Here is a 26,812-nt window from a genome sequence, read left to right on the forward strand (position 1 = left end):
GCTGAGGTCGGGCCATGGGCGAAGCAATAGGCGAGTCTTTGCCGATCGCGGTGGGTGTGCTCGTCAGCCCCATGCCGATCGTCGCGCTGGTCCTCATGCTGGTCAGCCGCCACGCCAGCTCCAACGGGACGGCCTTCGTCGTCGGGTGGCTGGCGGGCATCTTCGTGCTCGGTACGATCGTCGCGCTGCTCGTCGGCGCGGCCGGATCGGGAGACGCGGCGACCCCGACCTGGGCGGCCCTGCTGAAGATCGTCCTCGGAGCTCTGCTCCTCCTGCTCGCCCTACGCAGCTGGCAGGGCAGGCCGGAGGAGGGCGAGCCTGCGGCCACTCCATCGTGGATGGCCGCGCTGGACGAGTTCAACGCGTTCAAGGCCTTCGGCACCGGCGTACTCCTGGGATCGGTCAACCCCAAGAACCTGCTGCTCGTGGTCTCGGCCGCCAGCACGATCGCGACGGCGACGGCGGTGACCGGCGAGCGGATCGTGGCGATGGCCGTCTTCACCTTCGTCGCCAGCCTGGGCGTGCTGGTGCCGTTCGGCATCTACCTGTTGGCAGGTGAGCGCGCGGCCCGGCTGCTGGAGGGCATCAAGGCCTGGATGATCGCCCACAACGCGGCCATCATGACGGTTCTCCTCCTCGTGCTCGGGGTCAAGATGGTCGGCGACGGAGTGGGGTCGCTCTGATGGATGCTTCCACCTGGGTCGCGAGCCTCGTCAGCGCAGCGCTCGTCGTCGCCCACATCACCGTCTGTGTGGTGGCGCTGGGTGTGATCCCCGGCGGCCGCAAGCCGTCGACGGGCCTGGCCTGGTTGTTCCTCATCCTGGCGCTGCCGGCGTTCGGCCTGCTCGCGTTCCTGCTCTTCGGGAGCACCAGCGTCGGCCGCAAGCGCCGAGCATGGCAGCGGCAGGTCAACGAGCTGGTCAGCGCCGAGATCAGGTACGACCCGGCGGCACAGACGGCTCCGGCGGGCCCCTCGGTCGGCGCCGTGCGGCTCAACGAGCGCCTGGGATCCCTGCCGTTGACCGGGGACAACCGGATCGAGGTCCACCCCGACTACGCGCGGACGTTCGCGGCGATGACCGAGGTCGTACGCAGTGCCAAGTGGTTCGTGCACGTCGAGTTCTACATCTCGGCCTGGGACGAGGACACCAGCGACTTCTTCGACGCACTCGTCGATGCCGTCGCCCGCGGGGTGGAGGTGCGCTTCCTCTTCGACCATCTCGGCTCGCGTGGCATCCCCGGCCACCAGGACATGCTGTCGCGGCTCGAGGGCTCCGGCATCAAGTGGGCGCCGATGCTGCCGGTCCGGCCGCTGCGCGGTGAGCTCCGCCGCCCGGACCTCCGCAACCACCGCAAGATCCTCGTCGTCGACGGCGTGGTGGCGTTCGCGGGCTCGCAGAACCTCATCGAGCCCGGCTACAACAAGCCGAAGAACCACAAGGCGGGGCGCGAGTGGGTCGATCTGATGATCCGGATCGAGGGGCCGGCGGTGCGGGACCTGGCGGTCGTCTTCGCGACCGACTGGTACGCCGAGACCGCCGAGAGCATCCGGGACATGCTCCTTCCGCGCGAGCCCGTGGAGGTCGAGCGGACGGAACGAGCCGCCGAGAACGTGGGGTGCCAGGTCGTGCCGAGCGGTCCCGGTTTCGTGACCGAGAACAACCTGCGCCTGTTCAACACGCTGATCTACGGCGCACAGTCGCGGATCTGCCTGGTCAGCCCCTACTTCGTGCCGGACGAGTCGCTTCTCTACGCCGTCACGACCGCCGCGCAGCGGGGTGTTCAGGTCGAGCTGTTCGTGAACGAGGGCGCCGACCAGTTCATGGTCTTCCACGCTCAGCGCTCCTACTACGCCGACCTCCTCGACGCCGGCGTCCGGATCCGGCTCTACCCGGCGCCGTACGTCCTCCACACCAAGTTCTTCACGGTCGACGACACGATCGCCGTCGTCGGCTCCTCGAACATGGACTATCGCTCCTTCGCGCTCAACTACGAGGTCATCGTGCTGCTCGAGAGCGAGCAGGTGGTCGACGACCTGCAGAGCGTGCTCGACGACTACCGCGGGAAGTCGAGCGAGCTGACCGCTGAGGAGTGGTCGCGCCGTGGGCGCGGGGCTGCGTACGTCGACAACGTCATGCGCCTGACGGCGGCTCTTCAGTAGCTGCCTCGTGGGTAGCCGCCGCGAGGGCGGCCTCGACGGTCGGATAGACCAGCGGCGGGCCATCCTCGGCGACCTCGGTCAGGACGTCGCGCACCTGACCCACGTCGCCGGCGAGCGCCAGGTCGGCGCCGAGGCGCTGTAGATCGGCACGCAGCTGGGTCAGCATCTCGGTGGCGGTGACGTCGATCGACGGCGTCGCCCGGCCGTCCAGCACGACCAGGCGAAGGCCCGGCACGTCGGTGGCGAGCTCACGGACCTGCTCGCGCACGAAGTCGGCGTTGACGAACAGTAGGGGCGCTTCGACCCTGACCACCAGGACACCCGGGACCCCTGCGTACGCCGGATTGCGACTCTGGTCGACCCACAGCCCCGGGTGGGCGGACGGACTGTCGTCATCGGTGCTCTCGACCGGGGCCAGCGGCGCGATGTGCGGCCGCGAGGTCCGCGCGATGAGCAGCACGACCGAGGCGGCGATGCCGATCACGAGACCGGGAAGGGTGTCGAAGACGAGCACGCCGATCAGCGCCGCGACGGCGCCGACGAAGTCGGCGCGGGCGCTGATCTGGTAGATCTTGGTGACCTGTCCGGTCCGGACCCGCCACAGCCGGCGCAGCGCGGAGATGTCGACGAGCTCGATCACCGCGGCGATCACGATCGCCGCCAGGGTGGCCTCGGGGAGGTCGGCGAAGAGCTTGGTCATGAACAGCAGGGTGAGCAGCGTGAGCACGGCCGCGGTCACCGCCGAGAGCTGTGACTTCGCCCCGGCCGAGCCGTTGACGGCGGTCTTGGACAGCGAGCCGTTGACCACCATGCCGCTGGCCAGGCCGGCACCCAGGTTGGAGACGCCCAGGCCGAGCAGCTCGCGGTTCGGGTCGATGTCGTAGCCGCTCTTGGCGGCGTACGTCTTCGCGGCGCCCAGGCCCTCGGCGAACCCGACGAGCATCACGCCGACGGCGGCCGCGAGGAGGTCGCGGAACTCGGGAGCCGACACGTCCGGAAGCCCGATGGCGGGCAGGCCGGCGTCGATGTGGCCCACGATGGCGAGCCCGCGTTCGTCGAGGCCGAGCAGGGCGGTGAGCCCGATGCAGACCAGCGCCACGATCAAGGAGGCGGGAAGGAGCGGCACCAGTCGCCGCAGAACGAGCAGGACGGCGAGGCTGCCGGCCCCGATGGCGATGGTCAGGGCATCGACGTCACCCAGCTGGCGCAGCAGGTCCCAGCTCTTCTCGAAGAAGTTGCCCGAGCCCTTCTCCACGCCCACCAGCGACGGCAGCTGACCGATGATGATCGTCAGCGCGAGCCCGATGATGAAGCCTCTCAGGACCGGCTCGCTGATGAAGGCGGCCAGGAAGCCCAGGCGCATCAAGCCGGCGATGAGCGCGACGATCCCGGTCGCGATGGCCAGGCCGACGGTGAGCGCGACGACGTCGGCCCCGCCGGACGCGAAGTCCGCCACGATCCCGGCGGAGAGTGCTGCGGTGGCCGACATCGGCGCGACGATCAGATGGCGCGAGGAGCCGAGCAGGCTGTAGAGCACCAGCGCCGGCACGGCCGCGTAGAGGCCCACGACCGGCGGCACACCGGCGATGGTGGCGTACGCCAGCGACTCGGGCACGAGCACGGCCCATACGGTGAGCCCGGCGAGGATGTCGGACCTGATCCAGGACGGCGAGTAGCCGCTGAACGACGGAGCGATGAGTCTGGCCACGATCGGTGAGGCTGCTACGACGGGCCTGTTCCGGGATCGCCCGGAAGGGGTGAGCCTCGGGTGACCCGTCCCGGGGACGATGCGTTGACGGCGTGGGCCCGACGTCCGTACGCCTTCTTCCTCCCTGGATTGGAGCGCTGGTGCTTCGCAGGAACCGCCCCCCAATCGGCCGGAATGAACCGGCCCAAGTCACCCGATGCGGGTGAGCACCTTGGGCGCGTCGCGGCCTAGCGTCGGAATCGTCCTGCCGCCCGGCAGGCGCGCGATACGTGGGAGGCACGATGGAACGCGGCCCGGTCGAGATCCTGTTCCTGTCGATGTCGGAGGACGTCGAGCTCGGCGACCTCGCGGCAGTGCTGCGGCAACCGGTCGAGAGCGGAGTGATCCGGATCATCGACTGCGTGCTGATGTCCAAGGACGCCGGCGGCAGCTTCCGGGCCCTTGACCTGGAGGAGGCCGAGGGTCTGCCTGCGGAGCTGTCGGGGCTCCAGATCGACGCCAACGACCTGCTGAGCGACGCCGACATCGAGACGTTCGCCACCGCCCTCGAGCCCGGCCAGGCCGGGCTCGCGGTGGTCTACGAGCAGATCTGGGCGCGGGAGGCCGTCAGACAGATCCGGAGCGTCGGTGCCGAGGTCGAGCTGTTCCTGCGCGTGCCGCCCGAGGACGTCGACGTCGCCTTCGCATCCGCCGCCCGATAGAGAGGAGACACGCTATGTTGCGTAGACGCATGGGTCGGCCCGGTCTCGTCGGCGCCGTCGCACGTACGGCAGTCATCGCCGGCACCGCCACCGCCACCTCGAACGCCGTCAACCGCCGGCAGGCGGCCAAAGCCCAGGAACAGGCCGAGGCACAGGCGTACGAGCAGCAGCAGTACGAGCAACAGCAGTACGCAGCGGCCCAGCCGCCTCCGCCGGCGCCCGCTCCGGCGGCACCGGCGCAGGACGATCTGACCGGGCAGCTGGCCAAGCTGGGCGAGCTGCACAGCCAGGGGATCCTCAGCGACGCGGAGTTCGCAGCCGCCAAACAGCGCCTGCTCAGCTGACGGATACCAGGAAGCGGGGGGGCATGTCGACAGAAACTCTGACCGTGTGGAGGTTCGACACTCCCGAGGGTGCCGAGGAGACCATGCACGTGCTCGAGGAGCTGGCTCGTGAGGACCTCATCGACCTCCACGACGCCGCGGCGCTCTCCTGGCCGTCGAGCACCACGAAGCTGAGGACGATCGAGCTGCATCCGGCCGCGGGCGGGAGTGGGGGAGCGTTGGGCGGGTCCTTCTGGGGTCTTCTGCTCGGCTTCATCTTCTTCGTGCCGCTGCTCGGCGCGGCCCTGGGCACCGCCACCGGGCTGATCTCGGACTCGCTGAGCGCCGTCGGGATCGATGATGGCTTCATCAACCGGGTCCGAGACCGGGTCACCCCGGGGACCTCGGCCCTGTTCGTGCTGACCACGGACAGCGTCGTCGACTCGGTCAGGGACATGCTCGGAGGGCGACTGCCGTCCGACCCGATCTTCACCGACCTGACCGACGGCCAGGAAGCTGCGCTGCGGCGCGTCTTCGGCGCAGGAGATTCGCCCGTTGCGGGTGAGTCAGCCGGCGCTGCGGCGGCCTAGCTTCGGATCATCCACCGAAGCGGTCGACGAGAAACCGCTCACGATTACAGGGAGTACCCCATCATGAGCACCACCACACCACGAGGCGGAGGCTACGACACGCCGGTCAAGACCGCCTTCGCCTTCTCCGGCGCGATCTTCGCAGGCACCATCCTCACGACGGTAGGCATCTTCCAGATCCTCTCCGGCATCGCTGCCTTGTTCGAGGACACGGTCTACGTCAAGGGCGTCGACTACGTCTACAAGTTCGACCTCACCGCCTGGGGCTGGATCCACATCGTCCTGGGGGCGATCGCGATAGCCGTCGGCATCGGCTTGCTCCTCGGACAGACGTGGGCCCGTATCTCCGGCATCGTGATCGCGGTCATCGGCTCGGTCTCCGCGTTCGCCTTCATGCCCTACTACCCGTTCTGGGCGCTCGCGATGCTGGCGCTCTACATCTTCGTCATCTGGTCGCTCGCGCAGCTGATGTCGAGCGGCGACGAGCTCTGACATGGCCAGTTCCGACATCCCGGGCCCCGATGTTCGGGGCCCGGGTACCGGCCAGGATCCGAGCGCGGCCACGCCGGCTCAGGACCCTCCCGTGGGCTCCGGGTCCGTGTTCGAGGGCCTCGGGGACTACTGGGGTCTGGTCCTGGCCTACGGGCTGGTCACCACGGCACTCGGCGTCATCCTGGCGGTCTGGCCGAAGCAGACGCTCGTCGTCCTCGCGGTGATCGTCGCCATCCAGATCATCGTGTCGGGAGTGTTCCGCCTCATCGCCGCGGTGGCCGGCAGCTCCATGGAGGGCGGCCTGCGAGCGGTCGTCGGCTTCTCGGGGGCGCTGGCGATCGTCGTCGGCCTGCTCTTCCTGCGTGACCCGGTCCAGACGCTGCTCATCGTCACCATCCTGCTCGGAGTCTGGTGGGTCATCGGAGGCATCGTCGACATCATCGGCGCCGTCCTCAGACCGGCCCCTGGGCGACGTATGTGGGACATCGCCACCGGAGCCATCACGGTCCTCGCCGGTGCCGTGCTGCTCATCAACCCGGAGGTCTCGCTGGGCGCGCTCCTCGTGGTCTCCTGTATCTGGCTGATCGTCGTCGGCCTCATCGCCATCGTGATGGCCTTCCGGCTCCGTTCCGAAACCACGAGCTGAGGTTCGGACCCGGCCGAGAGCGAGCTCTCGCCTCGGCCGGGTCCGCGCGGAGATCGTCAGATGAGGTTCAGGCTCCGCGCCACGGCCAGTGCCTCGCTGCGCCGTGAGGCGCCGAGCTTGGCGTAGAGGCTGCTGACGTGGGTCTTCACCGTGTTCTCGGAGACGTAGAGAGCGGCGCTGATGTCGGCGTACGTCGATCCGCGAGCGAGCTCACGAAGGACGTCCCGCTCCCGGGCGCTCAGGCCTGGGAGCGGCCCGGCCGCCTCGTCGACCGCCTCGGTCGGACGGGGCGTGCCCTGGTCGAAGTACGTCGTCAGGCTGGACATGTCCGCGATGCCCGCCGAGATCTTGCTGACCCAACGATGCGGCCGGAGCGCGGGGAACCGTCCCAGCATGGTCTGCACGGGCGTCCCCTGTCGGGTCCAGCCGAGGAACGGGATCGCGTTCTGACGTACCTCGGTCTCGATCGCCACCTGCTGGAGATGTTCGGCCGCCGCGTCCACGTCCCCGAGCTCGTGGAGCAGCTCCGCCCGCCCGACGAGCGCGACCGCGCGGGTCATCGGCTGGAGCCAGGTCGCCTGCTGGGCGGCCGTGTCGAAGTGGTCCGCGGCGAGACGCCGGTTTCCGTCGAGGTCGGCGCGCAGCGCCCTGGCCAGCGCCGCCTCGCCGTTCATCCCGCGCTCGGTGAGCTCGGCCTCCACGGACTTCAGCGAACGCCGGTCGGTCGCCAGCGCGGCCAGCTCGGCAAGGTTGAGCAGCAGGGTGACCTGCAGGTGGTCCGGCAGACGGAAGGCCCCGGGCAGGTCCAACGGCTCGCCGAGGATCTGGCGGGCGCGTACGACCGAGTGGTCGGACAGGGTGAGGTGTGCGTCCCGGAGCCGCATCCAGAACCGGGTGCACAGGTCCGCGGGATGGAGCTTCGCGTCCGGGATGGGCGCCAGCTCGAGCCAGGGGAGCCGTGCGGTGCGCGCCAGGGCTGCGGCCAGCGCCGTCCGGGTGCGGGTGAAGTCGCTACGGGCGCCGTGCGGCCAGCCTCGGTCGGCCCGCTCGAGCAGGGTGGCGGCCTCGTCGGCGATCTCTCCGCAGGCCGCCTCGCGACCCAGCATGTATTCGGTCATCGCCAGATGGCTGGAGGCGTCGGCCTCGACCGCCGGCATGTCCCAGGTGCGGGCCAGCCCGATCGCGGAGGTGAGGCTCTGCTCCGCCTCCAACAGCTGACCGAGCCAGCTCTGGGTGACGCCGAGCTCGGTGAGCAGCTGCGGCAGGACGTCGGCCTCGCCGCCGGCATTGTGCCTGCCCCGGACCACCTCGGCGGCCCGGTCGGCTGCGGCGCGGAGGGGCTCGAGGCCGAGTCGCGCCCGCATCAGTCCGATGCAGGCGAGCTCCTCCTCCGACATCGCCGCCGACTCAGCTACGCACCTGTCGAGCCAGTGCTCGGCCTCGGGTACGTCGCCGTCGAGCCAGGCCTCGATCGCGAGTGCGAACCATGCCCTCGGGGTCGTCTCGACGTGCTCCGCGAGGTTGCGTGCGAAGGGACCGAGGCGGTCGCCGCCGCCGCGCAACGCCGTCTTGACGCCGTCGTCGGCGAGCACGACCGCCATCTCCTCGTGGGCGCCGACGGCTTCGAGCCGTCGCAGCGCGCCGCGCGCCTCGCCGCGCGTGCGGTCGATCCGGACAGCACGCACCACGGTCGACTGCGCCCGGGCGACGTCGACCCCGCCGGCGACCAGCCGGCGGCGTACGACCTCTGCGAGCAGCGGGTGGATCCGGTAGGCCTCCTCACCGTGGGCGTCGGGGACGAGGGGGACCGCGCGGGTCACCAGCAGCCCGGTGCTCTCCAGATCGGTCAGCGTCTCCCCGGCGCTCGGGTCCTGGGAGAGATGGGCGGCGGTCCTGGCGGTCACGACCGTCTCGGCAGATGTGCACAGCAGCAGGTGCCTTGCGCGTGCGGACAGCGACGCGAACACCTCGCTCGCCACTCGGTCTCCGAGACCGACGGTCCCGTCCTCGAAAGCGGTCTCGCCCGCCCTGCCCGGAGGGCTTGCGTGGACCGAGCGGGCTGCGAGGACGACCGCGGCGCACCAGCCGCGGGCCTGTTGGACGATGGCGTCGATGACGGGCCTGGAATCGGTGCGGGCGTGCTCGACGATGAGCGCCTCGGCCTCGACGTCACTCAGCTGCAGCACATTGCCTCGTACGACCGAGAAGTTGCCCAGCAGCTCCGGCACCAGCCTGGTGAAGGGCAGGTCCCAACGGCTGATCATCACCAGACGCATGGAGTCGGGATCGTCGTTGAGCCGCTCGTTGAGCATCCGGTGCGTGGCCGCCCGAAGCAGGTGTGCGTCGTCGATGACGATGCGAGGGGGCGTGCCCTCCGCTGCTTCGTCGATCATGCCGGAGAGCTGATCGGGAGTCATCGTGCCGTCGGCGTCCACCCAGCGCTGTGCGCGTGGAGGTCCGTCGCCGGTCTGTTGCCGCAGCCATCCGGCGACCCCCAGGGTCTTGCCGGCGCCGGCGGGCGCGATCAGCAGCGTGATCGCGGCATCGGCGGAGCGGTCGAGATCGGCCCACAGCGAGCGGCGTGGCACGTAGACCCTCGGGAGGCGAGGCCACGGGGCGCTGGCCGCGCCATCACCGTCCCTCGTTGTGGGTATCACCACCGTCGCCGCCTCACGGCGTGGCATCGGTGCGGATCCTTCTGTCGTCGGGTCTGTAGCGGGCGCCGGCCTGCTGCGCTGCACAACCCCTCCCCTCAGTCAGAGCTCAGATGCCACGTCGGCGTCGTGCGCTCGATTTGGGGGGAGAGTGCTGATGAGCGTCACCGCGCCGTAGATGAGCGGAAATACCCGTCCGGTCATCTTGCGATGCTACTCAAAGTAAACGGCAAAAAATGGCGAAGGATCACCTATTTCAGGTGACCGGGGTCAGATCATCTTGGGGAACGTCATCAGGATGACCGCCAGGATCACGAAACCCACGCCGCCGAGACAGAGCAGCGCCCACTGCGCGTTACGGCGACGCATGCGCTCGGAGAGGGCTGCGAAGAAGAGCACGCAGGCGAAGCCGATGGTCAGGACGGTGTAGTTGTCGCCGCGCTGGTTGTTGCGGAGCGCCTGGCGGAACTTGCGGTCGGCGGTTGCGTCCGCGGCTCTCGCATCCACGGACTCGGGGATGACGTACTCCTTCATGTCGAACGGCGTGGCTGGAGCGTCGGGGTCCTTGAGCGGCCGGGTGTCGAGCCATGCGGGGAAGACCGTTGCCAGCGGCTCCGGGAACCGCGCCTGGAGGAACTCGGTGAGCTCGGTGTCGCCGCTCTGGTAGGCCTCGAGCCACTGCGTGAACAGGGCGACCTGGACCGACAGCTTGCGGTTGGCCGTGGACTCCAACCGGGCCGCCTCGATCCGGTTCGTCGATGCCTGCGAGAAGGAGATCGACATGGCGCCGCTCCACTTGCTGGCCTGGAAGCCGGTCCAGGCGGTCAGGATCGCCGTCACGGAGAGCAGCAGGATCGCGATCAGCTCGCGCCAGTCCGTACGCGAATGCTCAGGGGCCACCGTGGTCGTCACAACCCCAGGGTGCATACGCCGGGAGGTGTCGGTGATCGCCGGAAAGGGGTGAACGAGCGGTTTCTTGCGAACAGCTCGGTCTCAGAGGGCCATCTGGTCAGGTGGCCAGTCGCCCTCGTGCGGGTCGCGGTAGGTACGCCCGCCCGACGGCCGTTCCTGGTCGCCGGGCTCCTCGTCGTCCTGCGCCACCCAGGTGACGGCATCCTCGTAGGCCTTCCGGGTGGCCTCCCAGATCACCGCGGTGCCCTGGTACACGGAGCCTGCCGAGCCGAGCGTGTCGTCCGTCTGCAGTTGTCGCACCAGCCGCTCGTTGTCGGTGACGATCACCAGCCTGCTGCCGAGGTCGCCGAGCCCGGCGGCGTATGTCCCCAGCACCTCGAGCAGCGTGGCGCCGGCGTCGTCCGCGCCACGCAGCCGCAGGATCACCACGGACCTGCGTGAGGCCGGCGTCAGGTCCGGCATCTGCGAGCGCAGCGAGTTGGCGGTGGCGAAGAAGATCGGCCCGTACGGCTGGAGCACCACGACTTCGCGTTCGCCGAGGCTCCCCGGAGGGTTGGTCTCGATGACCCGGTCGTCCGCCCCCATCACCAGCCGGCGCGTCACCAGGCGTGAGGACTGCCCGATCACGAAGAGCAGCACCGAGAGCCCGACCCCGACGAGCACGGCGTACTGCAACGGCATCAGCAGGGTGAGCACCAGCGTCGTCAGCATCACCGTCAGCGGCACCGGCCCGGTCTTGCCGACCGCGATCAGCTTGGCCGGCTTGACGGTGCTGACACCGACCACGATCAGCAGCCCGGCGAGGGCCGGCATGGCGACGAGCTCGACGACGGCGGAGAACAGGACGATGACGGCGGCCATGACGGCGGCCGCGACCAGGAGCGCGAACCGGTTTCGGGCGCCCGCGCCGACGACCAGCGAGGTGGCCGACATCGACCCGCCCACGGGTACACCGCGGAAGAGGCCGGAGGCGATGTTGCCCGCTCCCTGGCCGATGAAGTCGCGCGAGGGACTGGTGGTGCCGTCCGGGTTCGGGAAGCCCGCCGAGACCCCGGCGCCCTGGACCAGCCCGACGAAGGCGAGCGCGGCGGCGGGCAGGAGGAGGTCGAGCGTGGCCGACAGGTCCGGGAACACCGGAAGAGGCAGCGAGCCGGGGACCTCGGCGACGTCGGCGACCAGCGCCACGGTGTCGCTGCCCAGCGCGTTGAGGAGGGCAGCCAGCGCGGAACCCGCGGCGACGGCCACCACCAGTCCGGTGGCGCCCAGCCGGGTGCGCTGCAGGACGAGGATGCCGGCGACGGTGGTCAAGCCGACCACCAGGGACGCGAGGTCGATCCCGCGAAGGTGGAGGAGCAGATCCAGTGCCGCGGCGACACGGTTGCTTCCCTGGGAGTCGTAGCCGGTGAAGTTGTCGAGCTGGCCGAGCACGATGCTGATCCCGACCGCGGAGATGAACCCCGTCATCACCGACTTGGACACGAACCGCAGCAGCCGGCCCAGGCGGAGCGCGCCGGCGACGATCATGACGACGCCGGTGAGGATCGAGAGGGTGGCGAGCGCCCGCACCGGGTCGTCGTAGGCGTCGAGGTCGACGTCGGCGACGATGATCGCCATCGCCCCCGTGCCCTGGATCGCCATCGCCGCGGTCCCGGTGAACAGCGCCCCGCCCGCGAGCCCGAACAGGTAGCCATAGAGCCCGGCGACCGGGTTCACCCCGGCGAGGAGGCCGCTGGCGAGGCCGTCCGGGACCGACTCGATGCCGAGCACGGCGCCGGCGGCGGCGTCGCGTCGGACCGTACGCCGATCGAAGAGATGGCGAGGCAGAGAGATCCGCTCGCGCAGCCAGGTCAGCACCGCACCATCGCAGCGCCACCGGCGTGAGGCCGCCTCACCTGACTCGGGTGAGGCGGGTTACCTGGAACTTACGAGCCGAAACGGGTTCCGTATTCCAGGCGTAACCAGTCCGAAACGGCTGGGCCGAAGGCTTGATGCCATGACCAAGCCGCTCCACGACGCCCACCGCCACATCGGCCGGCTGCCGGCGTACCCGTTCTACGGAGGCCCGGCGATCACCGCCGACGTCACCGCGCGCGGCACCGTGAAGGAGCTGGTCGCCGATCTCGACGCCGATCGGATCGAGCGGGCGCTGGTGCTGCCGAACTACGGCGTGCCCGACCCGGACGCGGCCTTCGACCTCAACTCCCTGGCCATCGAGGCGGCCCAGAGCGACGACCGGATCCGGTGCGGCCTGTGGGTCTCGCCCAAGGCGACCGACTCGGCCCGCAACGACGCGGCCCTCGCCCTCGTCGGCGAGGAAGGCGTGGCCGCCCTCAAGACCAGCTTCCTGCTCGGCGGCCATCCCAGCGACCCGGAGTGCCTCGAGCAGCTCGACAAGGTCTTCGCCGCAGCCCGTGAGCACGACCTGACCGTGCACGTGCACACCTCGCCCGGCGCCGCCTCAGACGTCGACCAGATCGGCACGCTCGTGGAGCGCTACGCCCGGGACGTACGCCTCCATCTCGTGCATCTCGGCGGCGGGATGAGCGGCCACATGAAGCTCATCGGCGGCCGGCTCTTCGACTGGATCGAGGCCGGGATGCAGGTCTACACCGACACCAGTTGGGCGATCGGCTTCGCGCCGGCCTGGCTGGTCCAGGAGATCGAGCGTCGGGGCGTCGGGCACGACCGCATCCTCTTCGCCACCGACGCGCCCTGGGGCGACTTCGCCGGCGAGCATGCCCGGCTGGCCGCCGCGGCCGGTGACGGCGAGCTCGCCGACGCCTTCTTCCACCACAACTTCTCAGCCCTCTACGGCTGAGACCGGCAGCTCGACTGCCGGCCACTCGTCAAGGACGACGAGCTCGCCCCCACCCCGCATCGCCCATCCCACCTCTTTGGAGACCCCAGTGACCACTGACACCGCTGACATCGACGCCCAGATCGCCGAGAACATGGCCAAGTCGCTCGGCGAGATCCCGCACCCCTCGCAGCAGCCGGGCACCAACATCTACGGCTCGACCAAGATCTTCCCCGACTACCAGGCCGAGGACGGGGAGACGTACTTCACCCTCGTGCACGGCATCCCGCACGAGTCCTCCGTCAGCTTCGTCGCCGTCCTGCAGGCGACCCGAGCACTGCGCAAGGGTTTCGAGTCAGCCATCTACTTCTACGGCCCCGGGACGCTGGCGTGCATGGCCTCCCGTGGCTTCCCGACGATGGGCGACGCCGGATTCCCCGGAGAGCTCAACACCAACGGCGCGATCGAGACGTTCATCAAGGAGGGCGGCACCGTCTTCTGCTGCCGCTTCGGGATGGGACTCCACGGCCTGCGCGAGGAGGACCTGATCGAGGGCGTCGTGCCCTCGCACCCGCTCGACGTCCAGGACGCGCTGATCCACTACGCCCGCAAGGGCGCCATCATCAACTCGACCTACAACCTCTGAGGGTCCGGCCATGACCTCGCCGATCTCGTCCAGCACCCGCGTCGACGTCGCCATCCAGGGGATCCGCCTGCTCGACGCCCCGGTCGCCCGCCGCTCGGGCGCGGGGCCGAGCGACGACGGGCACGTCCTCCTGGACGGGGTCGGCGCGGCCATCCCGCTCAACCCCCGAAGCCCCTATTCGGTACGCGGCGGCAAGCTGCTCCTCGACGGAGCCGACACCGGTCTCGGGGTCGAGGCCGTCGCCCGGCCCCGCTTCTACGATCTGGTGACCGCCGACGGTGTCGGCTACGACAAGATCGCTCGCCTGCACTCGGCCAACGTGCTCGCCACCACCGTCGTGCAGACCTGTGCGCGCTACGCCGTGGAGGAGCGCTGCCGGTTCTGCGCGATCGAGGAGTCGCTGCGCCAGGGCTCGACGATCGCGGTCAAGCAGCCCGCCCAGCTCGCCGAGGTCGCCAAGGCCGCGGTCGAGCTCGACGGGGTCACCCAGATGGTGATGACCACCGGCACCTCCCGGGGCCGTGACCGTGGGGCGACCCATCTGGCGCGCTGCGTGCGCGCGGTGCGCGAGGCCGTGCCCGACCTCCCGATCCAGGTGCAGTGCGAGCCGCCTGGTGACCTCGCCTCGATCCAGGAGCTGTACGACGCAGGTGCCCGTTCGATCGGCATCCATGTCGAGTCGCTCGACGAGTCGGCCCGGCTTCGCTGGATGCCGGGCAAGGGCGCGGTGCCGATGAGCGAATACCGGGCAGCTTGGGCCGAGGCGGTCCGGGTGTTCGGCTGGAACCAGGTCTCGACCTACCTCCTGGTCGGTCTCGGCGAGGATCCCGATGAGCTCGTCGCCGGCTGCGAGGAGCTCATCGCGATGGGCGTCTATCCCTTCGTCGTGCCCTACCGCCCGCTGGAGGGGACCCTCGCCAAGGACGTCGACGGCGTCGAGGCGCCGCCGCACGCCGACGTCTACCGGGTCACCTCGCGGGTCGCCGCGCTCCTGCGCCGAGCCGGCATGGCCGGCGCTGACCAGGCCGCCGGCTGCGCCTCGTGCGGCGCCTGCTCCGCACTCGGTGCCTGTGGCGAGGAGTCGGCATGACCGAGCTCCTCGACGACGTCATCCTCGCTGGTGCCGTACGCCGCTCGCCGAGCCTCGAGGGCTACACCGTGTTCCGAGCCGAGACCGCGGTGGACCTGGAGGCGTACCTCCAGCTGCGCAGGGAGGTCTTCGTCACCGAGCAAGGCCTCTTCGCGGGCTCCGATCTCGACGAGGTCGACGACGACCCACGCCGGATCGTCCTGCTCGCCCGCTCGGACGACGGTGAGGTCCTGGGCGGCGTACGCCTTCACCCGGCGCAGCCGGATGGCCGCGATGTGGGCTGGTGGCGGGGGAGCCGGCTGGCGGTCAAGCAGGACGCACGCCAGCTTCTCGGTGTCGGCGCGGCGCTGGTCCGAGCGGCCTGCGCCGCCGCCGAGCAGGCCGGTGCGCTCCGCTTCGACGCCACCGTCCAGTCCCGGAACGAGGGGCTGTTCCGCAGGCTCGGCTGGATCCCGCGCGAGCGGGTCCACCTCCACGACATGACCCATGTCGTGATGGAGTGGCCGGTCCGACGCATCCGGCAGCTGTCCGAGGCCACCAAGGCGCCGCTGGGCGATCTGGTCGGCGCCCTGGTGGGGCAGTCGACTCCGGGATTCCGGGGTGACGACGGGGCTCCGATCCCGGGCAGCGACCTGGTCGCGGCCTGCGACGCGATCCTTCCCTCGATGGTCGAGCGCGACCCGGAGTGGGCCGGGTGGTGCGCGGTCCTCGTCAACGTCAACGACCTCTCCGCGATGGGCGCGGCGCCGGTCGGGCTGCTCGACGCCATCGGAGCCCGCGACGCCTCCTTCGCCCGCCGGATCGTGCGCGGTCTGGCCGAGGCCGCGCGGGCGTGGGGCGTACCGGTCCTCGGTGGGCACACCCAGCTCGGCGTCCCGGCCGCGCTCTCGGTGACCGCTCTGGGACGCACCGAGCGGCCGGTCCCGGGCGGTGGGGGAGCGCCCGGTGATCTCCTGAGGCTGAGCGCGGACCTGGGCGGAGGATGGCGGCCCGGCTACCGCGGCCGTCAGTGGGACTCGTCCTCGCACCGCACCTCGGCCGAGCTGCGGGCGCTGTCCGGAGTCGTGCCCTCGCTGGCGCCGACTGCGGCCAAGGACGTCAGCATGGCCGGAACGGTCGGCACCGCCGGGATGCTGGCCGAGGCCAGCGGCTGCCGCGCGATCATCGACGTCGGCGCCGTCCCCACCCCGCGCACCGCATCGACCGCGGACTGGCTCACCTGCTTCCCGGGCTTCGCGATGCTCACCGCGCAGGCGCCCGGCCGCACCGAGGTGCGACCCGAGCTGCCTGGCTTCCTCTCCTCCGCCGTCTGCGGCGAGCTCGTCCCCGGCACAGGCGTCGGCCTGCGCTGGCCGGACGGCACCGTCACCGACGCCATCGACCACACCGTCACCGGACTAGGACCAGCGACATGACCACCAGCACTCAGCCCGGCACCGCCGTGGCCGCCGTCTGCGCCGGCTTCGGCCGGGACGTGGACCAGAACCTCGCCCAGATCGGCGGCCTCATCGAGGACGCCCGGCACGCCGGCGTCGGTCTGCTCGCCCTCCCCGAGGCCTGCCTCGGCGGTTACCTCTCCGTGCTCGGGGCGGGCCGCGACGGCAGCCACGACGAGACGCCCGAGGACCTCCCGCCCGTGATGGACATCGACGGCCCCGAGCTCCGGCGGGTCGCCGAGCTGGCCGCGGACATGACCGTGGTCGTGGGTCTGTGCGAGTCCGACGGTGCGGACCGCTACAACACCGCCGCCGTCGTCACCGGCGACGGCGTGCTCGGCGCCCACCGCAAGGTGCACCAGCCGCTCGGAGAGAACCTCTACTACGCGGCCGGGGACGGGTTCGGCTGCGTGGACACACCGGCCGGCCGGATCGGCACCATGATCTGCTACGACAAGGCGTTCCCCGAGGGAGCGCGGGCGCTGGCCGTCGACGGCGCCGAGGTCATCGCCTGCATCTCCGCCTGGCCGGCCTCACGCACCGCCACCAGTGCCTCGATCGAGGACGACCGGTGGACGAAGCGGTTCAACCTCTTCGACGCCGCCCGGGCGCTCGAGAACCAGGTGGTCTGGCTGGCCTCCAACCAGCACGGGACCTTCGGCAAGCTCCGCTTCGTCGCCAACGCGAAGGTGGTCGGGCCGGGTGGCGACATCCTGGCGACCACCGGCGTCGAGGCCGGCATGGCCGTGGCCGAGCTCGACGTGCCCAGCGCTCTGACGACGGCGCGCCGGGCGATGTTCCACCTCCGTGACCGCCGGCCCGAGGCATACCCCTCCGCGCTGGCGACCGCCGATCCGCTCTCCCCGGTGGGTGAGGGTCATGCCTGAGATGACCTTCACCGTGCGCTGGCCCGACGGCAGGGTCGAGGACTGCTACTCACCCTCGCTGGTGGTGCACGACCATCTGGTGACCGGCCGGACGTACGCCGTCGAGGACTTCCTCGACCGCAGCCGCACCGCCCTGGCCACCGCCTCGGAGCGGGTGCGGGCGAAGTTCGGCTTCGCCTGCACCAGCGCGATGGCAACCTCCGACCAGCTGCGGGCCTCGGCAGCGGCGTACACGTCCGATCAGCGCGTCACGGTCCTCGCCATGCATCCGCCCCTACCCGCCACCCCGAATCCGCAGGAGACCCGATGACCACGCACCGTGCCACCGTCGCGATCGTCGGCGGCGGGCAGGCCGGCCTGGCCGCGAGCTGGTTCCTCGTCCGCGACGGGGTCGACCACGTCGTCCTCGAGGCAGGCACCGCCGGCCACGAGTGGACCGACACCCGCTGGGACAACTTCACCCTCGTGACGCCCAACTGGCACTGCCGCCTGCCCGGCTACGAATACGCCGGCCCCGACCCGGACGGCTTCATGACTCGCGACGAGGTGGTGGCCTGGCTCGCCGGCTACGCGCCGACCTTCGGCCCGCCGCTGCGCGAGCACACCCGGGTGACCTCGCTGACCCAACGCGCGGGAGGCGGGTTCCTGGTCGAGGCCGAAGGCCCCGATGGCGCCGAGACCTGGGAGGTCGAGCACGTCGTGGTCGCCACCGGCGGCTACCACGTACCGGTCGTCCCGGCCTGGGCACCCGCGCTCGACCCCGCCATCGACCAGCTGCACTCGGCCGACTACAAGAGCGCCTCGAGGCTTCGCCCGGGCGGCGCGCTGGTGGTCGGCTCGGGCCAGTCCGGCGCGCAGATCGCCGAGGACCTGCACCTGGAGGGACGCCAGGTGCATCTCGCGATCGGCGACGCGCCACGGGTCGCCCGATTCCACCGCGGCCGCGACTGCATGACCTGGCTGGCCGAGATGGGCCTCTACGACACCCCGGTCACGAGCTACCCGGGCGGCCTGGCCGCGCGGGAGAAGACCAACCACTACGTCACCGGCCGCGACGGCGGCCGCGACATCGACCTGCGTCAGTTCGCGGCCGAGGGCATGCGGCTCTACGGCCGGCTCGCCTCCGGGGCAGGCACCGATCTCGTGCTCGAGCCGACGCTGCGGGATGCGCTCGGCTCGGCCGACGACGTCTACCGCTCGATCTGCCGCGACATCGACGCCCACATCGCCTCGCGCGACCTCGACGTCCCACCGGCGGAGCCCTATCGCCCGGTCTGGGAGACGGAGTCGGACCCGACCGCCCTCGACCTCGCCGCGGCGGGGGTCTCGACGGTGATCTGGGCGATCGGCTACCGGCCCGACTACCGGTGGGTCCGGGTGGGTGTCTTCGACGGCACGGGACGACCGACCCATACACGCGGCGTGACCGCGGTCCCCGGGCTCTCCTTCCTCGGCCTGCCCTGGCTGCACACCTGGGGCTCGGGGCGCTACCTCGGCATCGCCGCCGACGCGGAGCACATCGCGGGCACCATCACCGGCAACGGCCTCCGGACCGTCGAGCCCGCCGCCGAGCTGGCCCGGCGCCGCTCACCCGGCCCGCTGGACACCTCGGCGGCGGTCGCCTGAGGCATCGTCCACCCACGATCGAGGACGGATAGGTTGAGGAGCATGTCGAAGGTACGCATCGGGGCGGTCGCGGCCCACTTCGGACGCGATCTGGCGCGCGCGGTCGCCAAGCTCGAAGGGATCGTCGAGGACGCCCGGCGCAACGACGTACGCCTTCTGGTGCTGCCCGACGCGACCCTCGGTGGCTACCTCTCCGACCTGCGTCACCCCGACCCGCACGCGTTGCCGCCGGCCCTGAACGAGGACTCCTTCGAGATCGGCCGGATGATCGCGATGGCCGGCGAGATGGTGGTCTGCCTCGGCTACGCCGAGGAGGTCGTCGTCGACGGCCAGGCGCGGCTCTACAACTCCGCCGTCTGTCTCAGCGGTGACGGCGTGCTCGGACGGCACCGCAAGGTGCACCAGCCGGCCGGCGAGTCGCTGGTCTACGCGGCGGGGGAGGGGTTCGCGGCCTTCGACACCCCGGTCGGGCGGCTCGGGATGCTCATCGACTACGACAAGACGTTCCCGGAGGCGGCCCGCACCCTCGCCCTCGACGGTGCCTCGGTGATCGCCTGTCTCTCGGCCTGGCCGGCCTCGGTCACCGACCGCGCCTCGCGGCTCCCGCAGGACCGCCAGTCGCGGCTCTTCGACCTCTACGACCAGGCCCGGGCCGCCGAGAACCAGGTCGTGTGGGTCTCCTCCAACCAGACCGGCGTCATGGGCGGGCTGCGGTTCCTGGGACAGGCCAAGGTGGTCGGTCCCGGCGGCGAGATCCTGGCTCGGACGACCTCCAAGGGTGGCCTCGCCGTCGCGGAGATCGACGTCGAGGCGGAGATCGCCCGGTCCCGGCGGGTCCTCCATCATCTCAAGGAGCTGACCCCGACGGCCTACACGTTCCCGGGGACCTCGCGATGAGGATCGCGCTGCTGACGTACTCCACTCGGCCCCGCGGCGGGGTCGTGCACACGCTGGCGCTGGCCGAGGCACTGGCGGCGCTCGGTGAGGACGTCCATGTCTGGACCCTCGGCCGCCACGGCGACACCGCGTTCTTCCGGCCGGTCGACCCCGCCGTCACGGTCCACGCGGTGCCGTTCCAGGCCCGCGACGATGAGTCGGTGGGGGAGCGGATCGTACGTTCCATCGACGTGCTGCGAGCCGCCTTCGCGCAGCAGCGTGACCGCTACGACATCGTGCATGCCCAGGACTGCATCAGCGCCAACGCCGCCCTGCCCTGCATCCGCACCATCCACCACCTCGACCACTTCACCACCCCGCAGCTCGCCGCCTGCCACGAGAAGGCGGTCGTCGATCCGTACGCCCGGATCTGCGTCTCGCAATCGGTCGCGGACGAGGTCGCGGCCGGATGGGGGTACGCGCCCACGGTCATCCCCAACGGCGTCGACGCCGCCCGGTTCGCGGCCGGAGCCGGCGACGCCGCCGGGCGCGAGGCCTGGCGAGAGCGGCTCGGCCGCTACGTGCTCGCCCTCGGTGGGATCGAGCCGCGCAAGGGATCGCTCGACCTGCTCGAGGCGTACGCCGCACTGCGCGCCTCCGATCCCAGTCAGGCCGACCTGAAGCTGGTCTTCGGCGGCGGGGAGACCCTCTTCGACTACCGCGACTACCGGGCGGCGTTCGACGCCCGGGCCCGCGAGCTGGACGTACCCGTCGTCATCACCGGAGTGCTCGAGGAGGACGAGCTCCCATCGCTGGTTGCCGAGGCCGGCGCCCTCGCGATGGTGTCGACCAAGGAAGGTTTCGGGCTCGCGGCCCTGGAGGCCCTGGCCGCGGGCGTACCCGTCGTCGCCCGCGACCTGCCCGTGCTGCGCGAGGTCTTCGGCGAGGCCGTCGCCTACGCCACGACGCCGGCGGAGATCTCCCTGGCGCTGGGCAAGATCCTGGACACGCGGCCGGACCCGACCGGCGGGCGGGACCTCGCCGCCGGCTACACCTGGGCCCGCGCCGCCCACGCCCACCGCGAGTTCTACAGCCGCATCTGAGGTTCCAGAGCCTTGCCGGGTTGACAGTCGCCGGTGACGCCCATCACACTCATCGCCATGAACCTGTCAGACAGGCAAACAGTCAAACCGATCCGGCGTGCCAACGCCATGGAGCTCGTCCTCGCCGAGCTGCGCTCGGAGATCGAGTCCGGCACCTTCCCCGTCGGCACCCGGCTGCCTTCCGAGGCGACCCTGGTCCGCGATCTGGGGGTCAGCCGCCCGGTCGTCCGCGAGGCGCTGCGGGCGTTGCAGGCGCTCGGCATGACGGAGTCGCAGACGGGGCGGGGCACGTTCGTGGTCTCCGACCGTGCCGCCGACAACCCGACATTCGGCAGCTACTCCGCACGCGACCTGGTGGAGGCACGTCGACATGTCGAGGTGCCGGCCGCCGGGTACGCCGCGGCTCGGCACAGCGGTGACGACCTCGACGAGATGCGCAGCCTGCTCGAACGGATGGAGCGCGAGGAGGACGGAGCGGTCTGGGTCGCACTCGACTCCCTGTTCCACATCGCCATCGCCCGCGCGTCTGCCAACCCGGTCTTCGGCAAGGTGATCGAAGAGATCCGCGAGGCCCTCGCCACCCAGTCCGCCCTGCTCAACAAGCTCGACGAGACGCGGCGTACGGCCTCCGACGCCGAGCACCGCCTGATCGTCGACGCCATCGCCTCCGGGTCCTCGGACACCGCCGAGGCGGCGATGCGCGCCCACCTCGAGCACGTCGACGGCGCGCTCGAGGACATCGTCCGTGACCCCACCACCGACAGGAACACCGACCGATGACCCTGCCAACCTCCACCGGGACCGAAGCCCTGCCCCAGCCCGCCGACGCGGGCGACGAGGGCTACGGCAAGTCCCTGACGCCACGCCACATCACGATGATCGCGATCGGCGGCGCCATCGGGACCGGCCTGTTCCTCGGCGCCGGCGGACGCCTGGCCAGTGCCGGGCCGTCGCTGGCGATCGCGTACGCCGCGTGCGGCCTCGTCGCGTTCATCGTCGTGCGCTGCCTTGGTGAGCTGATCCTCTACCGCCCGTCCTCCGGTGCCTTCGTCTCCTACGCCCGCGAGTTCCTCGGCGAGAAGGGCGCCTACACCGCCGGTTGGATGTACTTCCTGAACTGGTCGACCACCGGCATCGCCGACATCACCGCGATCGCGCTGTACGCGCACTACTGGTCGTTCTTCGCGCCGGTCCCGCAATGGGTGCTCGCCCTGGGTGCCCTGGTGATCGTGCTGACGCTCAACCTCCTCTCGGTGCGACTGTTCGGCGAGATGGAGTTCTGGTTCGCACTGGTCAAGGTGGCCACGTTGGTGGTCTTCATGGCGATCGCGATCTTCCTCATCGTGACCCGGCACCCGATCGACGGCACCACTCCCGGACCCCAGCTGATCACCGATCACGGCGGGATGTTCCCCGCCGGCGTACTCCCGATGGTTCTGGTCATCCAGGGCGTCGTCTTCGCCTACGCCTCCATCGAGCTGGTCGGCGTCGCCGCAGGTGAGACCGCGGACCCGCGCCGCGTCATGCCCCGGGCGATCAACACGATCATCTGGCGCATCGGCATCTTCTACGTCGGCTCGGTCGTGCTGCTCGCGATGCTGCTGCCCTGGTCGGCCTACTCCGCTGACGAGAGCCCGTTCGTGACCGTGCTGTCCCGGGTCGGCGTGCCCGGTGCGGGTGACGTGATGAACCTCGTGGTGCTCACCGCCGCGATGTCGAGCCTCAACTCCGGGCTCTACTCCACGGGCCGGATCCTGCGCTCGCTCGCCGCTGCGGGCACGGCTCCTCGCTTCGCCGCGGCGATGAACCGGCACAAGGTGCCCTACGGCGGCATCCTGATGACGGCCGGCGTCTGCGTCCTCGGTGTCGGGCTCAACTACGTCGTGCCCGCCCAGGCGTTCGAGATCGTCCTCAACCTGGCGTCGGTCGGCATCATCGCCACCTGGGCAATCATCCTGATCAGTCACACGATCTTCGTGCGCCGCAGCCGCACCGGCGAGGTCGAGCGTCCCGCCTTCCGGGTGCCGCGGTCGCCGGTGCCGCAGTTCATCGCGCTGGCGTTCCTCGCCCTGGTCCTGATCCTGATGTTCTTCGACCACGTCGGTCGGATCACGCTGCTCGCGATGCCGGTGCTGCTGGTGGCCCTGGTCGGTGGCTGGTTCCTGGTCCGCGACCGGATCGACAGCTCGGCCATGGAGGTGCGATGAGCGGGTCTGACCTGATGCCGCAGATCGCCGATGCGGCTCCGATGCGGGTGCCCGCCCACGAGCCGCTGGTCGAGGTCTGGCGCGGTGAGATGGTGGAGGGCCTCCACCACGGCTCGGCCGTCCTGCTCGATCCCGACGGCCGGGTACGCCTGGCGGTCGGCGACATCGAGGCGGCGTTCTACCCGCGGTCGGCAGCCAAGCCGATGCAGGCGGTGGCGATGGTGCGCGCCGGACTCGACGTCAGCGACGACCTGCTCGCGCTCGCCGCGTCCAGCCACTCCGGCGAGGCGGTTCATCTGTCGGGAGCGCGCCGATTGCTGGTCTCCGCCGGTCTCGGTGAGGACGCGTTGCGGAACCCGCCGGACCTGCCGTACGACCCGGTCGAGCGCGAGGCATGGCTGCGCGCCGACCGGCTGCCCAGCCAGCTCGCGCACAACTGCTCGGGGAAGCACGCCGCGATGGTCGTGACCTGCGCGGCCGTGGGCTGGGCGCACGATCGCTACCTCGATCCCATGCACCCGCTTCAGGTCGCCGTCCGCGCCACCATCGAGGACCTCACCGGGCAACGGGCCGCGACGGTAACCGCAGACGGCTGCGGCACCCCGCTCTTCGGGATCTCGCTGCACGGGCTCGCGCGCGCCGTCCAGCGCCTCGTGCTCGCGCCAGACGACAGCCCCGAGCAGCGGGTCGCGGCGGCGATGCGGCGCCACCCCGAGATGGTCGCCGGCAGCCGCCGTGACGTCACCACCCTGATGCGGGCAGTTCCCGGACTGCTGGCGAAAGACGGGTTCGAAGGGGTCCAGGTAGCCGCCCTGCCCGACGGCAGCAGCCTCGCGTTCAAGGTCGCCGACGGCGCCGATCGGGCCCGCCTCCCCGCGCTGCTCGCCCTGCTGGTCGACAGCGGGGTCGCACCCGACGTCCTGGCTCCGTTCGCTCCGACCGGCCTGCGCCCCTCCGGCGCGCTCACCCAGACCCACCCCGACCTGAGAGAGAAGCCATGACCCGACCGACCCGCCGCGAGCACGACCTCCTCGGCGATCTCGACGTCCCCGCAGGGGCGTACTGGGGTGTTCACACCGCCCGCGCCCGCGCCAACTTCGCCATCACCGGCACCACGATCGGCACCTATCCCCACCTGGTGAACGCCCTGACCGCCGTCAAGGAGGCCGCCGCGCTCGCCAACCTCGAGCTCGGCCTCCTCGACCCCGAGCGTGCTCGGGCCATCGCGTCCGCGTGCCGGGAGATCCGCACCGGCGAGCTGCACGATCAGTTCGTCGTCGACGTCATCCAGGGTGGCGCGGGTACGTCGACCAACATGAACGCCAACGAGGTCATCGCCAATCGTGCTCTCGAGCTGCTCGGTCACGACAAGGGCAGCTACGACAAGCTCCACCCCAACGAGCACGTCAACCTCAGCCAGTCGACCAACGACGCCTACCCCACCGCCGTCAACATCGCGACCATCATCGCGGTCGGTGCGCTGGCCGACGTCATGCGGGTCCTCGAGGACGCGTTCGCCGCGAAGGCCGAGGAGTTCGGCGGCATCCTCAAGATGGGACGTACGCAGCTCCAGGACGCCGTGCCGATGACGGTCGGCCAGGAGTTCCGCACCTACGCGGTGATGCTGGGCGAGGACCGGCTCCGGCTGCAGGAGGCCGTCACGCTTCTGCACGAGATCAACCTGGGCGCGACGGCGATCGGCACCGGGCTCAATGCGCCCGCGGGATATGCCGAGATCGCCCGTCGTCACCTGGTCGAGATCACCGGTCTGCCGCTGGTCACCGCACCGGACCTGATCGAGGCGACTCAGGACTGTGGGGCGTTCGTCCACCTGTCGGGCGTGCTCAAGCGGGTCGCGGTCAAGGTGTCCAAGACCTGCAACGACCTACGACTGCTCTCCTCCGGGCCGCGAGCCGGGCTCGGTGAGATCAACCTGCCGCCGGTCCAGGCCGGCTCCTCGATCATGCCGGGCAAGGTCAACCCGGTCATCCCGGAGGTCGTCAACCAGGTCGCGTTCGAGGTCATCGGCAACGACGTCACCGTCACCATGGCCGCCGAGGCGGGCCAGCTCCAGCTCAACGCGTTCGAGCCGGTCATCCTGCACTCATTGGTCGGCAGCATCACCCACCTGGCCGCCGCCTGCCGCGTGCTCGCCGAACGCTGCGTCCGGGGCATCACGGTCAACAGCGATCTGACCCGCGCCCAGGTCGAGCGCTCCATCGGGCTCGTCACCGCGCTCAACCCCGAGATCGGGTACGTCGCCGCGACCGAGATCGCCCGCGAGGCGCTCAACAGCGGTCGTGGCGTCGCCGAGCTGATCCTCGAGCATGGCCTGATCTCACCCGAACGGCTCGCCCATCTGCTTCGGCCCGAGCACCTTGCGCACCCCGGCACCGCCGAGGAGCCCGGCATGCCCGAGTTGATCGGTTCGGACGTCGGGGGTACCGAACCAGGCGCGTAGCGCTTGTTCCTCGATCGCTGCCGAGGAGCGCCTGGTGCGGGGTAGGTCGGTTCCTGCAGGCCGAATGGAGCCAACGTTCACCCGTTGCGGGTGAACGGAACTCATGCTGCAGCGCCAACCATGGGTCCATGTTGCTGAGCTGACCTCGGGTGCCGGCCAGCATTCTCTGCGTCATCCCGATTGAAGGAGAACTTCTCACATGAGCTTCTGGGACATCATCTGGTTCATCATCGTGTCCTTCGCCTTCGTGGCGTACCTGATGATCCTGTTCAACATCGTCACCGACCTCTTCCGGGACAAATCGGTCTCCGGTGGAATGAAGGCCGTCTGGATGATCGGTCTCGTCTTCTTTCCGTTCCTCATCGCCGTGATCTACCTGATCGTCCGGGGTAAGGGGATGGCGGAGCGCCAGAACGAGGCGGTCCAGCACGTCCGGGCGGCACAGGACGAATACATCCGCTCGGTCGCCAGCTCATCTCCCGCCGAGGAGATCGCGAAGGCTCAGCAGCTGCTCGATGCCGGGACGATCACCCCGGAGGAGTTCGCCGCACTCAAGGCGAAGGCCATGGCCACCTGACCGGCCTCCGCGCCAGCGCGTTCGTCATCGCGCTGCCCGGAGCCAGTCGTCCGGCCGGGGTGATGCCCCGGCCTTCTCGGGGTGGCAACGTGACCGACCATGTCCACAAGCGCCCAGCCACCGGGACTGCTCTCCGCCGAACAGCTCGGTGAGCTGCTCGAGCTGACCAAGCAGGCCGACAGCGTCGAGCTCAAGATGACGGTGCCGAACGCAGAACGACCTCTGGCGGTGACAGCACTGGGGCTGGATCCGCTGGATGCCCAGATCCGGCAGGTGTACTTCTTCGACACCGCTGACCTCGCACTCAATCGACGCGGGGTCGTCGTCCGCGCGCGCCGGATCCGGGGACGGAACGACGACTCCGTCGTGAAGGTGCGGCCCGTCAACCCGACAGAGGTCTCGACGGCGCGCAAGTCGAAGAACCTGTCCGTAGAGGTCGACGCGATGCCAGGAGGCTTCGTCTGCTCGGCCTCGATGAAGGCGACCCTCGGCCGCACCGACGTCAAGGAGGTCGCCGCGGGCACGCGCGCGATCCACAAGCTCTACACGAAGGAGCAGCAGAGCTTCTTCCGGGCCAACGCTCCCTCGGACCTCGATCTCGATGATCTGGTGCGCCTTGGTCCGATCACCGTCCTGAAGCAGAGGCTGAGACCACAGGAGTACGCCGGCCGGCTGGTCGCCGAGCTGTGGCTCTACCCGGATGGCTCGCGAATCCTCGAGCTCTCCTCCAGATGCGCGCCCGTGAACGCCTTCCAGGTCGCCGCCGAGCTCAAGGCGTTCCTGGTCAAGCGCGGGCTGGAGATCTCGGGCGACCAGCAGACCAAGACCACAACAGCGCTCGCGTACTTCGCAAGCGAGCTGGCCACGTAGCCGCACCGGCGAGTCCGTGGTCCTCATCCGCCACGGACGACGCCTCGTC

The 26,812-nt window shown here is 70.3% G+C and carries 26 protein-coding genes; 22 read left to right on the forward strand and 4 right to left on the reverse strand.

Annotated elements, in window-relative coordinates; translation table 11 throughout:
- Positions 1 to 14 precede the first annotated feature (14 nt).
- Positions 15 to 683: a GAP family protein gene (locus OG801_RS27510; protein WP_406032259.1), complete on the forward strand. Its 669-nt coding sequence runs from the start codon at positions 15 to 17 to the stop codon at positions 681 to 683.
- Positions 683 to 2,161 carry a cardiolipin synthase gene (gene cls / locus OG801_RS27515; protein WP_406032261.1) on the forward strand — a complete coding sequence of 493 codons (1,479 nt, stop codon included), beginning with the start codon at positions 683 to 685 and terminating at the stop codon, positions 2,159 to 2,161. The genes OG801_RS27510 and cls overlap by 1 nt, the downstream gene beginning before the upstream one ends.
- On the opposite strand, the gene OG801_RS27520 is transcribed toward cls, so the two are convergent.
- A complete protein-coding gene (locus tag OG801_RS27520) occupies positions 2,133 to 3,869 on the reverse strand; it encodes a SulP family inorganic anion transporter (protein ID WP_406032263.1) in 1,737 nt (578 codons plus the stop codon). The genes cls and OG801_RS27520 overlap by 29 nt on opposite strands.
- 281 nt (positions 3,870 to 4,150) lie before the next feature.
- Here OG801_RS27520 and OG801_RS27525 point away from each other — a divergent pair, with 281 nt between their 5' ends.
- From OG801_RS27525 to OG801_RS27545, 5 genes are all read left to right on the forward strand, one after another.
- Positions 4,151 to 4,570 carry a DUF6325 family protein gene (locus OG801_RS27525; protein ID WP_355017102.1) on the forward strand — a complete coding sequence of 140 codons (420 nt, stop codon included), beginning with the start codon at positions 4,151 to 4,153 and terminating at the stop codon, positions 4,568 to 4,570.
- Between the two features lie 14 nt (positions 4,571 to 4,584).
- The gene (locus OG801_RS27530; RefSeq protein WP_355017103.1) at positions 4,585 to 4,914 is read left to right on the forward strand and encodes an SHOCT domain-containing protein; all 330 of its coding nucleotides are present in this window, start codon (positions 4,585 to 4,587) and stop codon (positions 4,912 to 4,914) included.
- A 23-nt stretch (positions 4,915 to 4,937) separates the two neighbouring features.
- On the forward strand, positions 4,938 to 5,483 hold the full coding sequence (locus tag OG801_RS27535; RefSeq protein WP_355017104.1) for a DUF1269 domain-containing protein: 546 nt from the start codon (positions 4,938 to 4,940) through the stop codon (positions 5,481 to 5,483).
- Between the two features lie 63 nt (positions 5,484 to 5,546).
- Positions 5,547 to 5,975 carry a hypothetical protein gene (locus OG801_RS27540; RefSeq protein WP_355017105.1) on the forward strand — a complete coding sequence of 143 codons (429 nt, stop codon included), beginning with the start codon at positions 5,547 to 5,549 and terminating at the stop codon, positions 5,973 to 5,975.
- Between the two features lie 91 nt (positions 5,976 to 6,066).
- The gene (locus OG801_RS27545; protein ID WP_406032266.1) at positions 6,067 to 6,621 is read left to right on the forward strand and encodes an HdeD family acid-resistance protein; all 555 of its coding nucleotides are present in this window, start codon (positions 6,067 to 6,069) and stop codon (positions 6,619 to 6,621) included.
- A gap of 56 nt (positions 6,622 to 6,677) precedes the next feature.
- Here OG801_RS27545 and OG801_RS27550 read toward each other — a convergent pair whose 3' ends face one another.
- The 3 genes from OG801_RS27550 to OG801_RS27560 all read right to left on the reverse strand — a co-directional run bounded on the left by OG801_RS27550 (position 6,678) and on the right by OG801_RS27560 (position 12,041).
- Positions 6,678 to 9,305: a LuxR C-terminal-related transcriptional regulator gene (locus OG801_RS27550; protein WP_406032268.1), complete on the reverse strand. Its 2,628-nt coding sequence runs from the start codon at positions 9,303 to 9,305 to the stop codon at positions 6,678 to 6,680.
- Positions 9,306 to 9,545: 240 nt separating this feature from the next.
- Positions 9,546 to 10,187 carry a hypothetical protein gene (locus OG801_RS27555; protein WP_406032270.1) on the reverse strand — a complete coding sequence of 214 codons (642 nt, stop codon included), beginning with the start codon at positions 10,185 to 10,187 and terminating at the stop codon, positions 9,546 to 9,548.
- A gap of 81 nt (positions 10,188 to 10,268) precedes the next feature.
- The gene (locus OG801_RS27560) at positions 10,269 to 12,041 is read right to left on the reverse strand and encodes a SulP family inorganic anion transporter (protein WP_406032272.1); all 1,773 of its coding nucleotides are present in this window, start codon (positions 12,039 to 12,041) and stop codon (positions 10,269 to 10,271) included.
- A 139-nt stretch (positions 12,042 to 12,180) separates the two neighbouring features.
- Here OG801_RS27560 and OG801_RS27565 point away from each other — a divergent pair, with 139 nt between their 5' ends.
- The 15 genes from OG801_RS27565 to OG801_RS27635 all read left to right on the forward strand — a co-directional run bounded on the left by OG801_RS27565 (position 12,181) and on the right by OG801_RS27635 (position 26,763).
- Positions 12,181 to 13,005: an amidohydrolase family protein gene (locus tag OG801_RS27565; RefSeq protein WP_406032274.1), complete on the forward strand. Its 825-nt coding sequence runs from the start codon at positions 12,181 to 12,183 to the stop codon at positions 13,003 to 13,005.
- A gap of 88 nt (positions 13,006 to 13,093) precedes the next feature.
- Positions 13,094 to 13,630 carry an MSMEG_0572/Sll0783 family nitrogen starvation response protein gene (locus OG801_RS27570; protein ID WP_201451036.1) on the forward strand — a complete coding sequence of 179 codons (537 nt, stop codon included), beginning with the start codon at positions 13,094 to 13,096 and terminating at the stop codon, positions 13,628 to 13,630.
- Between the two features lie 10 nt (positions 13,631 to 13,640).
- Positions 13,641 to 14,720 (forward strand): MSMEG_0568 family radical SAM protein, encoded by a 1,080-nt coding sequence (locus OG801_RS27575; RefSeq protein WP_406032276.1) that lies wholly within the window; start codon positions 13,641 to 13,643, stop codon positions 14,718 to 14,720.
- Entirely contained in the window at positions 14,717 to 16,135 is a 1,419-nt protein-coding gene (locus OG801_RS27580; protein ID WP_406032278.1) for an MSMEG_0567/sll0787 family protein, read from the forward strand. The genes OG801_RS27575 and OG801_RS27580 overlap by 4 nt, the downstream gene beginning before the upstream one ends.
- Positions 16,132 to 17,043, forward strand: coding sequence for a carbon-nitrogen hydrolase family protein (locus tag OG801_RS27585; RefSeq protein ID WP_406032280.1), 912 nt, complete (start codon positions 16,132 to 16,134; stop codon positions 17,041 to 17,043). Before OG801_RS27580 ends, OG801_RS27585 begins: the two co-directional genes overlap by 4 nt.
- Entirely contained in the window at positions 17,036 to 17,353 is a 318-nt protein-coding gene (locus OG801_RS27590) for an MSMEG_0570 family nitrogen starvation response protein (protein WP_406032282.1), read from the forward strand. Before OG801_RS27585 ends, OG801_RS27590 begins: the two co-directional genes overlap by 8 nt.
- Positions 17,350 to 18,669 carry an MSMEG_0569 family flavin-dependent oxidoreductase gene (locus OG801_RS27595; RefSeq protein ID WP_406032284.1) on the forward strand — a complete coding sequence of 440 codons (1,320 nt, stop codon included), beginning with the start codon at positions 17,350 to 17,352 and terminating at the stop codon, positions 18,667 to 18,669. The genes OG801_RS27590 and OG801_RS27595 overlap by 4 nt, the downstream gene beginning before the upstream one ends.
- Before the next feature lie 42 nt (positions 18,670 to 18,711).
- Positions 18,712 to 19,566, forward strand: coding sequence for a carbon-nitrogen hydrolase family protein (locus tag OG801_RS27600; RefSeq protein ID WP_406032286.1), 855 nt, complete (start codon positions 18,712 to 18,714; stop codon positions 19,564 to 19,566).
- On the forward strand, positions 19,563 to 20,648 hold the full coding sequence (locus tag OG801_RS27605; RefSeq protein WP_406032288.1) for an MSMEG_0565 family glycosyltransferase: 1,086 nt from the start codon (positions 19,563 to 19,565) through the stop codon (positions 20,646 to 20,648). Before OG801_RS27600 ends, OG801_RS27605 begins: the two co-directional genes overlap by 4 nt.
- 57 nt (positions 20,649 to 20,705) lie before the next feature.
- Entirely contained in the window at positions 20,706 to 21,428 is a 723-nt protein-coding gene (locus OG801_RS27610) for a FadR/GntR family transcriptional regulator (RefSeq protein ID WP_355017118.1), read from the forward strand.
- Entirely contained in the window at positions 21,425 to 22,855 is a 1,431-nt protein-coding gene (locus OG801_RS27615) for an amino acid permease (protein ID WP_406032289.1), read from the forward strand. The genes OG801_RS27610 and OG801_RS27615 overlap by 4 nt, the downstream gene beginning before the upstream one ends.
- Positions 22,852 to 23,856 (forward strand): asparaginase, encoded by a 1,005-nt coding sequence (locus OG801_RS27620; protein WP_406032291.1) that lies wholly within the window; start codon positions 22,852 to 22,854, stop codon positions 23,854 to 23,856. Before OG801_RS27615 ends, OG801_RS27620 begins: the two co-directional genes overlap by 4 nt.
- Positions 23,853 to 25,316: an aspartate ammonia-lyase gene (locus tag OG801_RS27625; RefSeq protein ID WP_406032293.1), complete on the forward strand. Its 1,464-nt coding sequence runs from the start codon at positions 23,853 to 23,855 to the stop codon at positions 25,314 to 25,316. Before OG801_RS27620 ends, OG801_RS27625 begins: the two co-directional genes overlap by 4 nt.
- Before the next feature lie 199 nt (positions 25,317 to 25,515).
- Positions 25,516 to 25,893: an SHOCT domain-containing protein gene (locus OG801_RS27630; protein WP_355017122.1), complete on the forward strand. Its 378-nt coding sequence runs from the start codon at positions 25,516 to 25,518 to the stop codon at positions 25,891 to 25,893.
- A 99-nt stretch (positions 25,894 to 25,992) separates the two neighbouring features.
- Complete coding sequence (locus OG801_RS27635; protein ID WP_406032295.1) at positions 25,993 to 26,763, forward strand: hypothetical protein; 771 nt, start codon at positions 25,993 to 25,995, stop codon at positions 26,761 to 26,763.
- The last annotated feature ends 49 nt before the right edge of the window (positions 26,764 to 26,812 follow it).

The sequence above is a fragment of the Nocardioides sp. NBC_00163 genome, from assembly GCF_045206295.1.
GTDB lineage: Bacteria > Actinomycetota > Actinomycetes > Propionibacteriales > Nocardioidaceae > Nocardioides.

Bases quoted from the DNA above. Each gene is read 5' to 3' on its own strand.
- OG801_RS27510 (WP_406032259.1), top strand. From the start codon at position 15: ATGGGCGAAGCAATAGGCGAGTCTTTGCCGATCGCGGTGGGTGTGCTC.
- cls (WP_406032261.1), top strand. From the start codon at position 683: ATGGATGCTTCCACCTGGGTCGCGAGCCTCGTCAGCGCAGCGCTCGTC.
- OG801_RS27525 (WP_355017102.1), top strand. From the start codon at position 4,151: ATGGAACGCGGCCCGGTCGAGATCCTGTTCCTGTCGATGTCGGAGGAC.
- OG801_RS27530 (WP_355017103.1), top strand. From the start codon at position 4,585: ATGTTGCGTAGACGCATGGGTCGGCCCGGTCTCGTCGGCGCCGTCGCA.
- OG801_RS27535 (WP_355017104.1), top strand. From the start codon at position 4,938: ATGTCGACAGAAACTCTGACCGTGTGGAGGTTCGACACTCCCGAGGGT.
- OG801_RS27540 (WP_355017105.1), top strand. From the start codon at position 5,547: ATGAGCACCACCACACCACGAGGCGGAGGCTACGACACGCCGGTCAAG.
- OG801_RS27550 (WP_406032268.1), bottom strand. From the start codon at position 9,305: ATGCCACGCCGTGAGGCGGCGACGGTGGTGATACCCACAACGAGGGAC.
- OG801_RS27565 (WP_406032274.1), top strand. From the start codon at position 12,181: ATGACCAAGCCGCTCCACGACGCCCACCGCCACATCGGCCGGCTGCCG.
- OG801_RS27575 (WP_406032276.1), top strand. From the start codon at position 13,641: ATGACCTCGCCGATCTCGTCCAGCACCCGCGTCGACGTCGCCATCCAG.
- OG801_RS27580 (WP_406032278.1), top strand. From the start codon at position 14,717: ATGACCGAGCTCCTCGACGACGTCATCCTCGCTGGTGCCGTACGCCGC.
- OG801_RS27585 (WP_406032280.1), top strand. From the start codon at position 16,132: ATGACCACCAGCACTCAGCCCGGCACCGCCGTGGCCGCCGTCTGCGCC.
- OG801_RS27590 (WP_406032282.1), top strand. From the start codon at position 17,036: ATGCCTGAGATGACCTTCACCGTGCGCTGGCCCGACGGCAGGGTCGAG.
- OG801_RS27595 (WP_406032284.1), top strand. From the start codon at position 17,350: ATGACCACGCACCGTGCCACCGTCGCGATCGTCGGCGGCGGGCAGGCC.
- OG801_RS27600 (WP_406032286.1), top strand. From the start codon at position 18,712: ATGTCGAAGGTACGCATCGGGGCGGTCGCGGCCCACTTCGGACGCGAT.
- OG801_RS27605 (WP_406032288.1), top strand. From the start codon at position 19,563: ATGAGGATCGCGCTGCTGACGTACTCCACTCGGCCCCGCGGCGGGGTC.
- OG801_RS27610 (WP_355017118.1), top strand. From the start codon at position 20,706: ATGAACCTGTCAGACAGGCAAACAGTCAAACCGATCCGGCGTGCCAAC.
- OG801_RS27615 (WP_406032289.1), top strand. From the start codon at position 21,425: ATGACCCTGCCAACCTCCACCGGGACCGAAGCCCTGCCCCAGCCCGCC.
- OG801_RS27620 (WP_406032291.1), top strand. From the start codon at position 22,852: ATGAGCGGGTCTGACCTGATGCCGCAGATCGCCGATGCGGCTCCGATG.
- OG801_RS27625 (WP_406032293.1), top strand. From the start codon at position 23,853: ATGACCCGACCGACCCGCCGCGAGCACGACCTCCTCGGCGATCTCGAC.
- OG801_RS27630 (WP_355017122.1), top strand. From the start codon at position 25,516: ATGAGCTTCTGGGACATCATCTGGTTCATCATCGTGTCCTTCGCCTTC.
- OG801_RS27635 (WP_406032295.1), top strand. From the start codon at position 25,993: ATGTCCACAAGCGCCCAGCCACCGGGACTGCTCTCCGCCGAACAGCTC.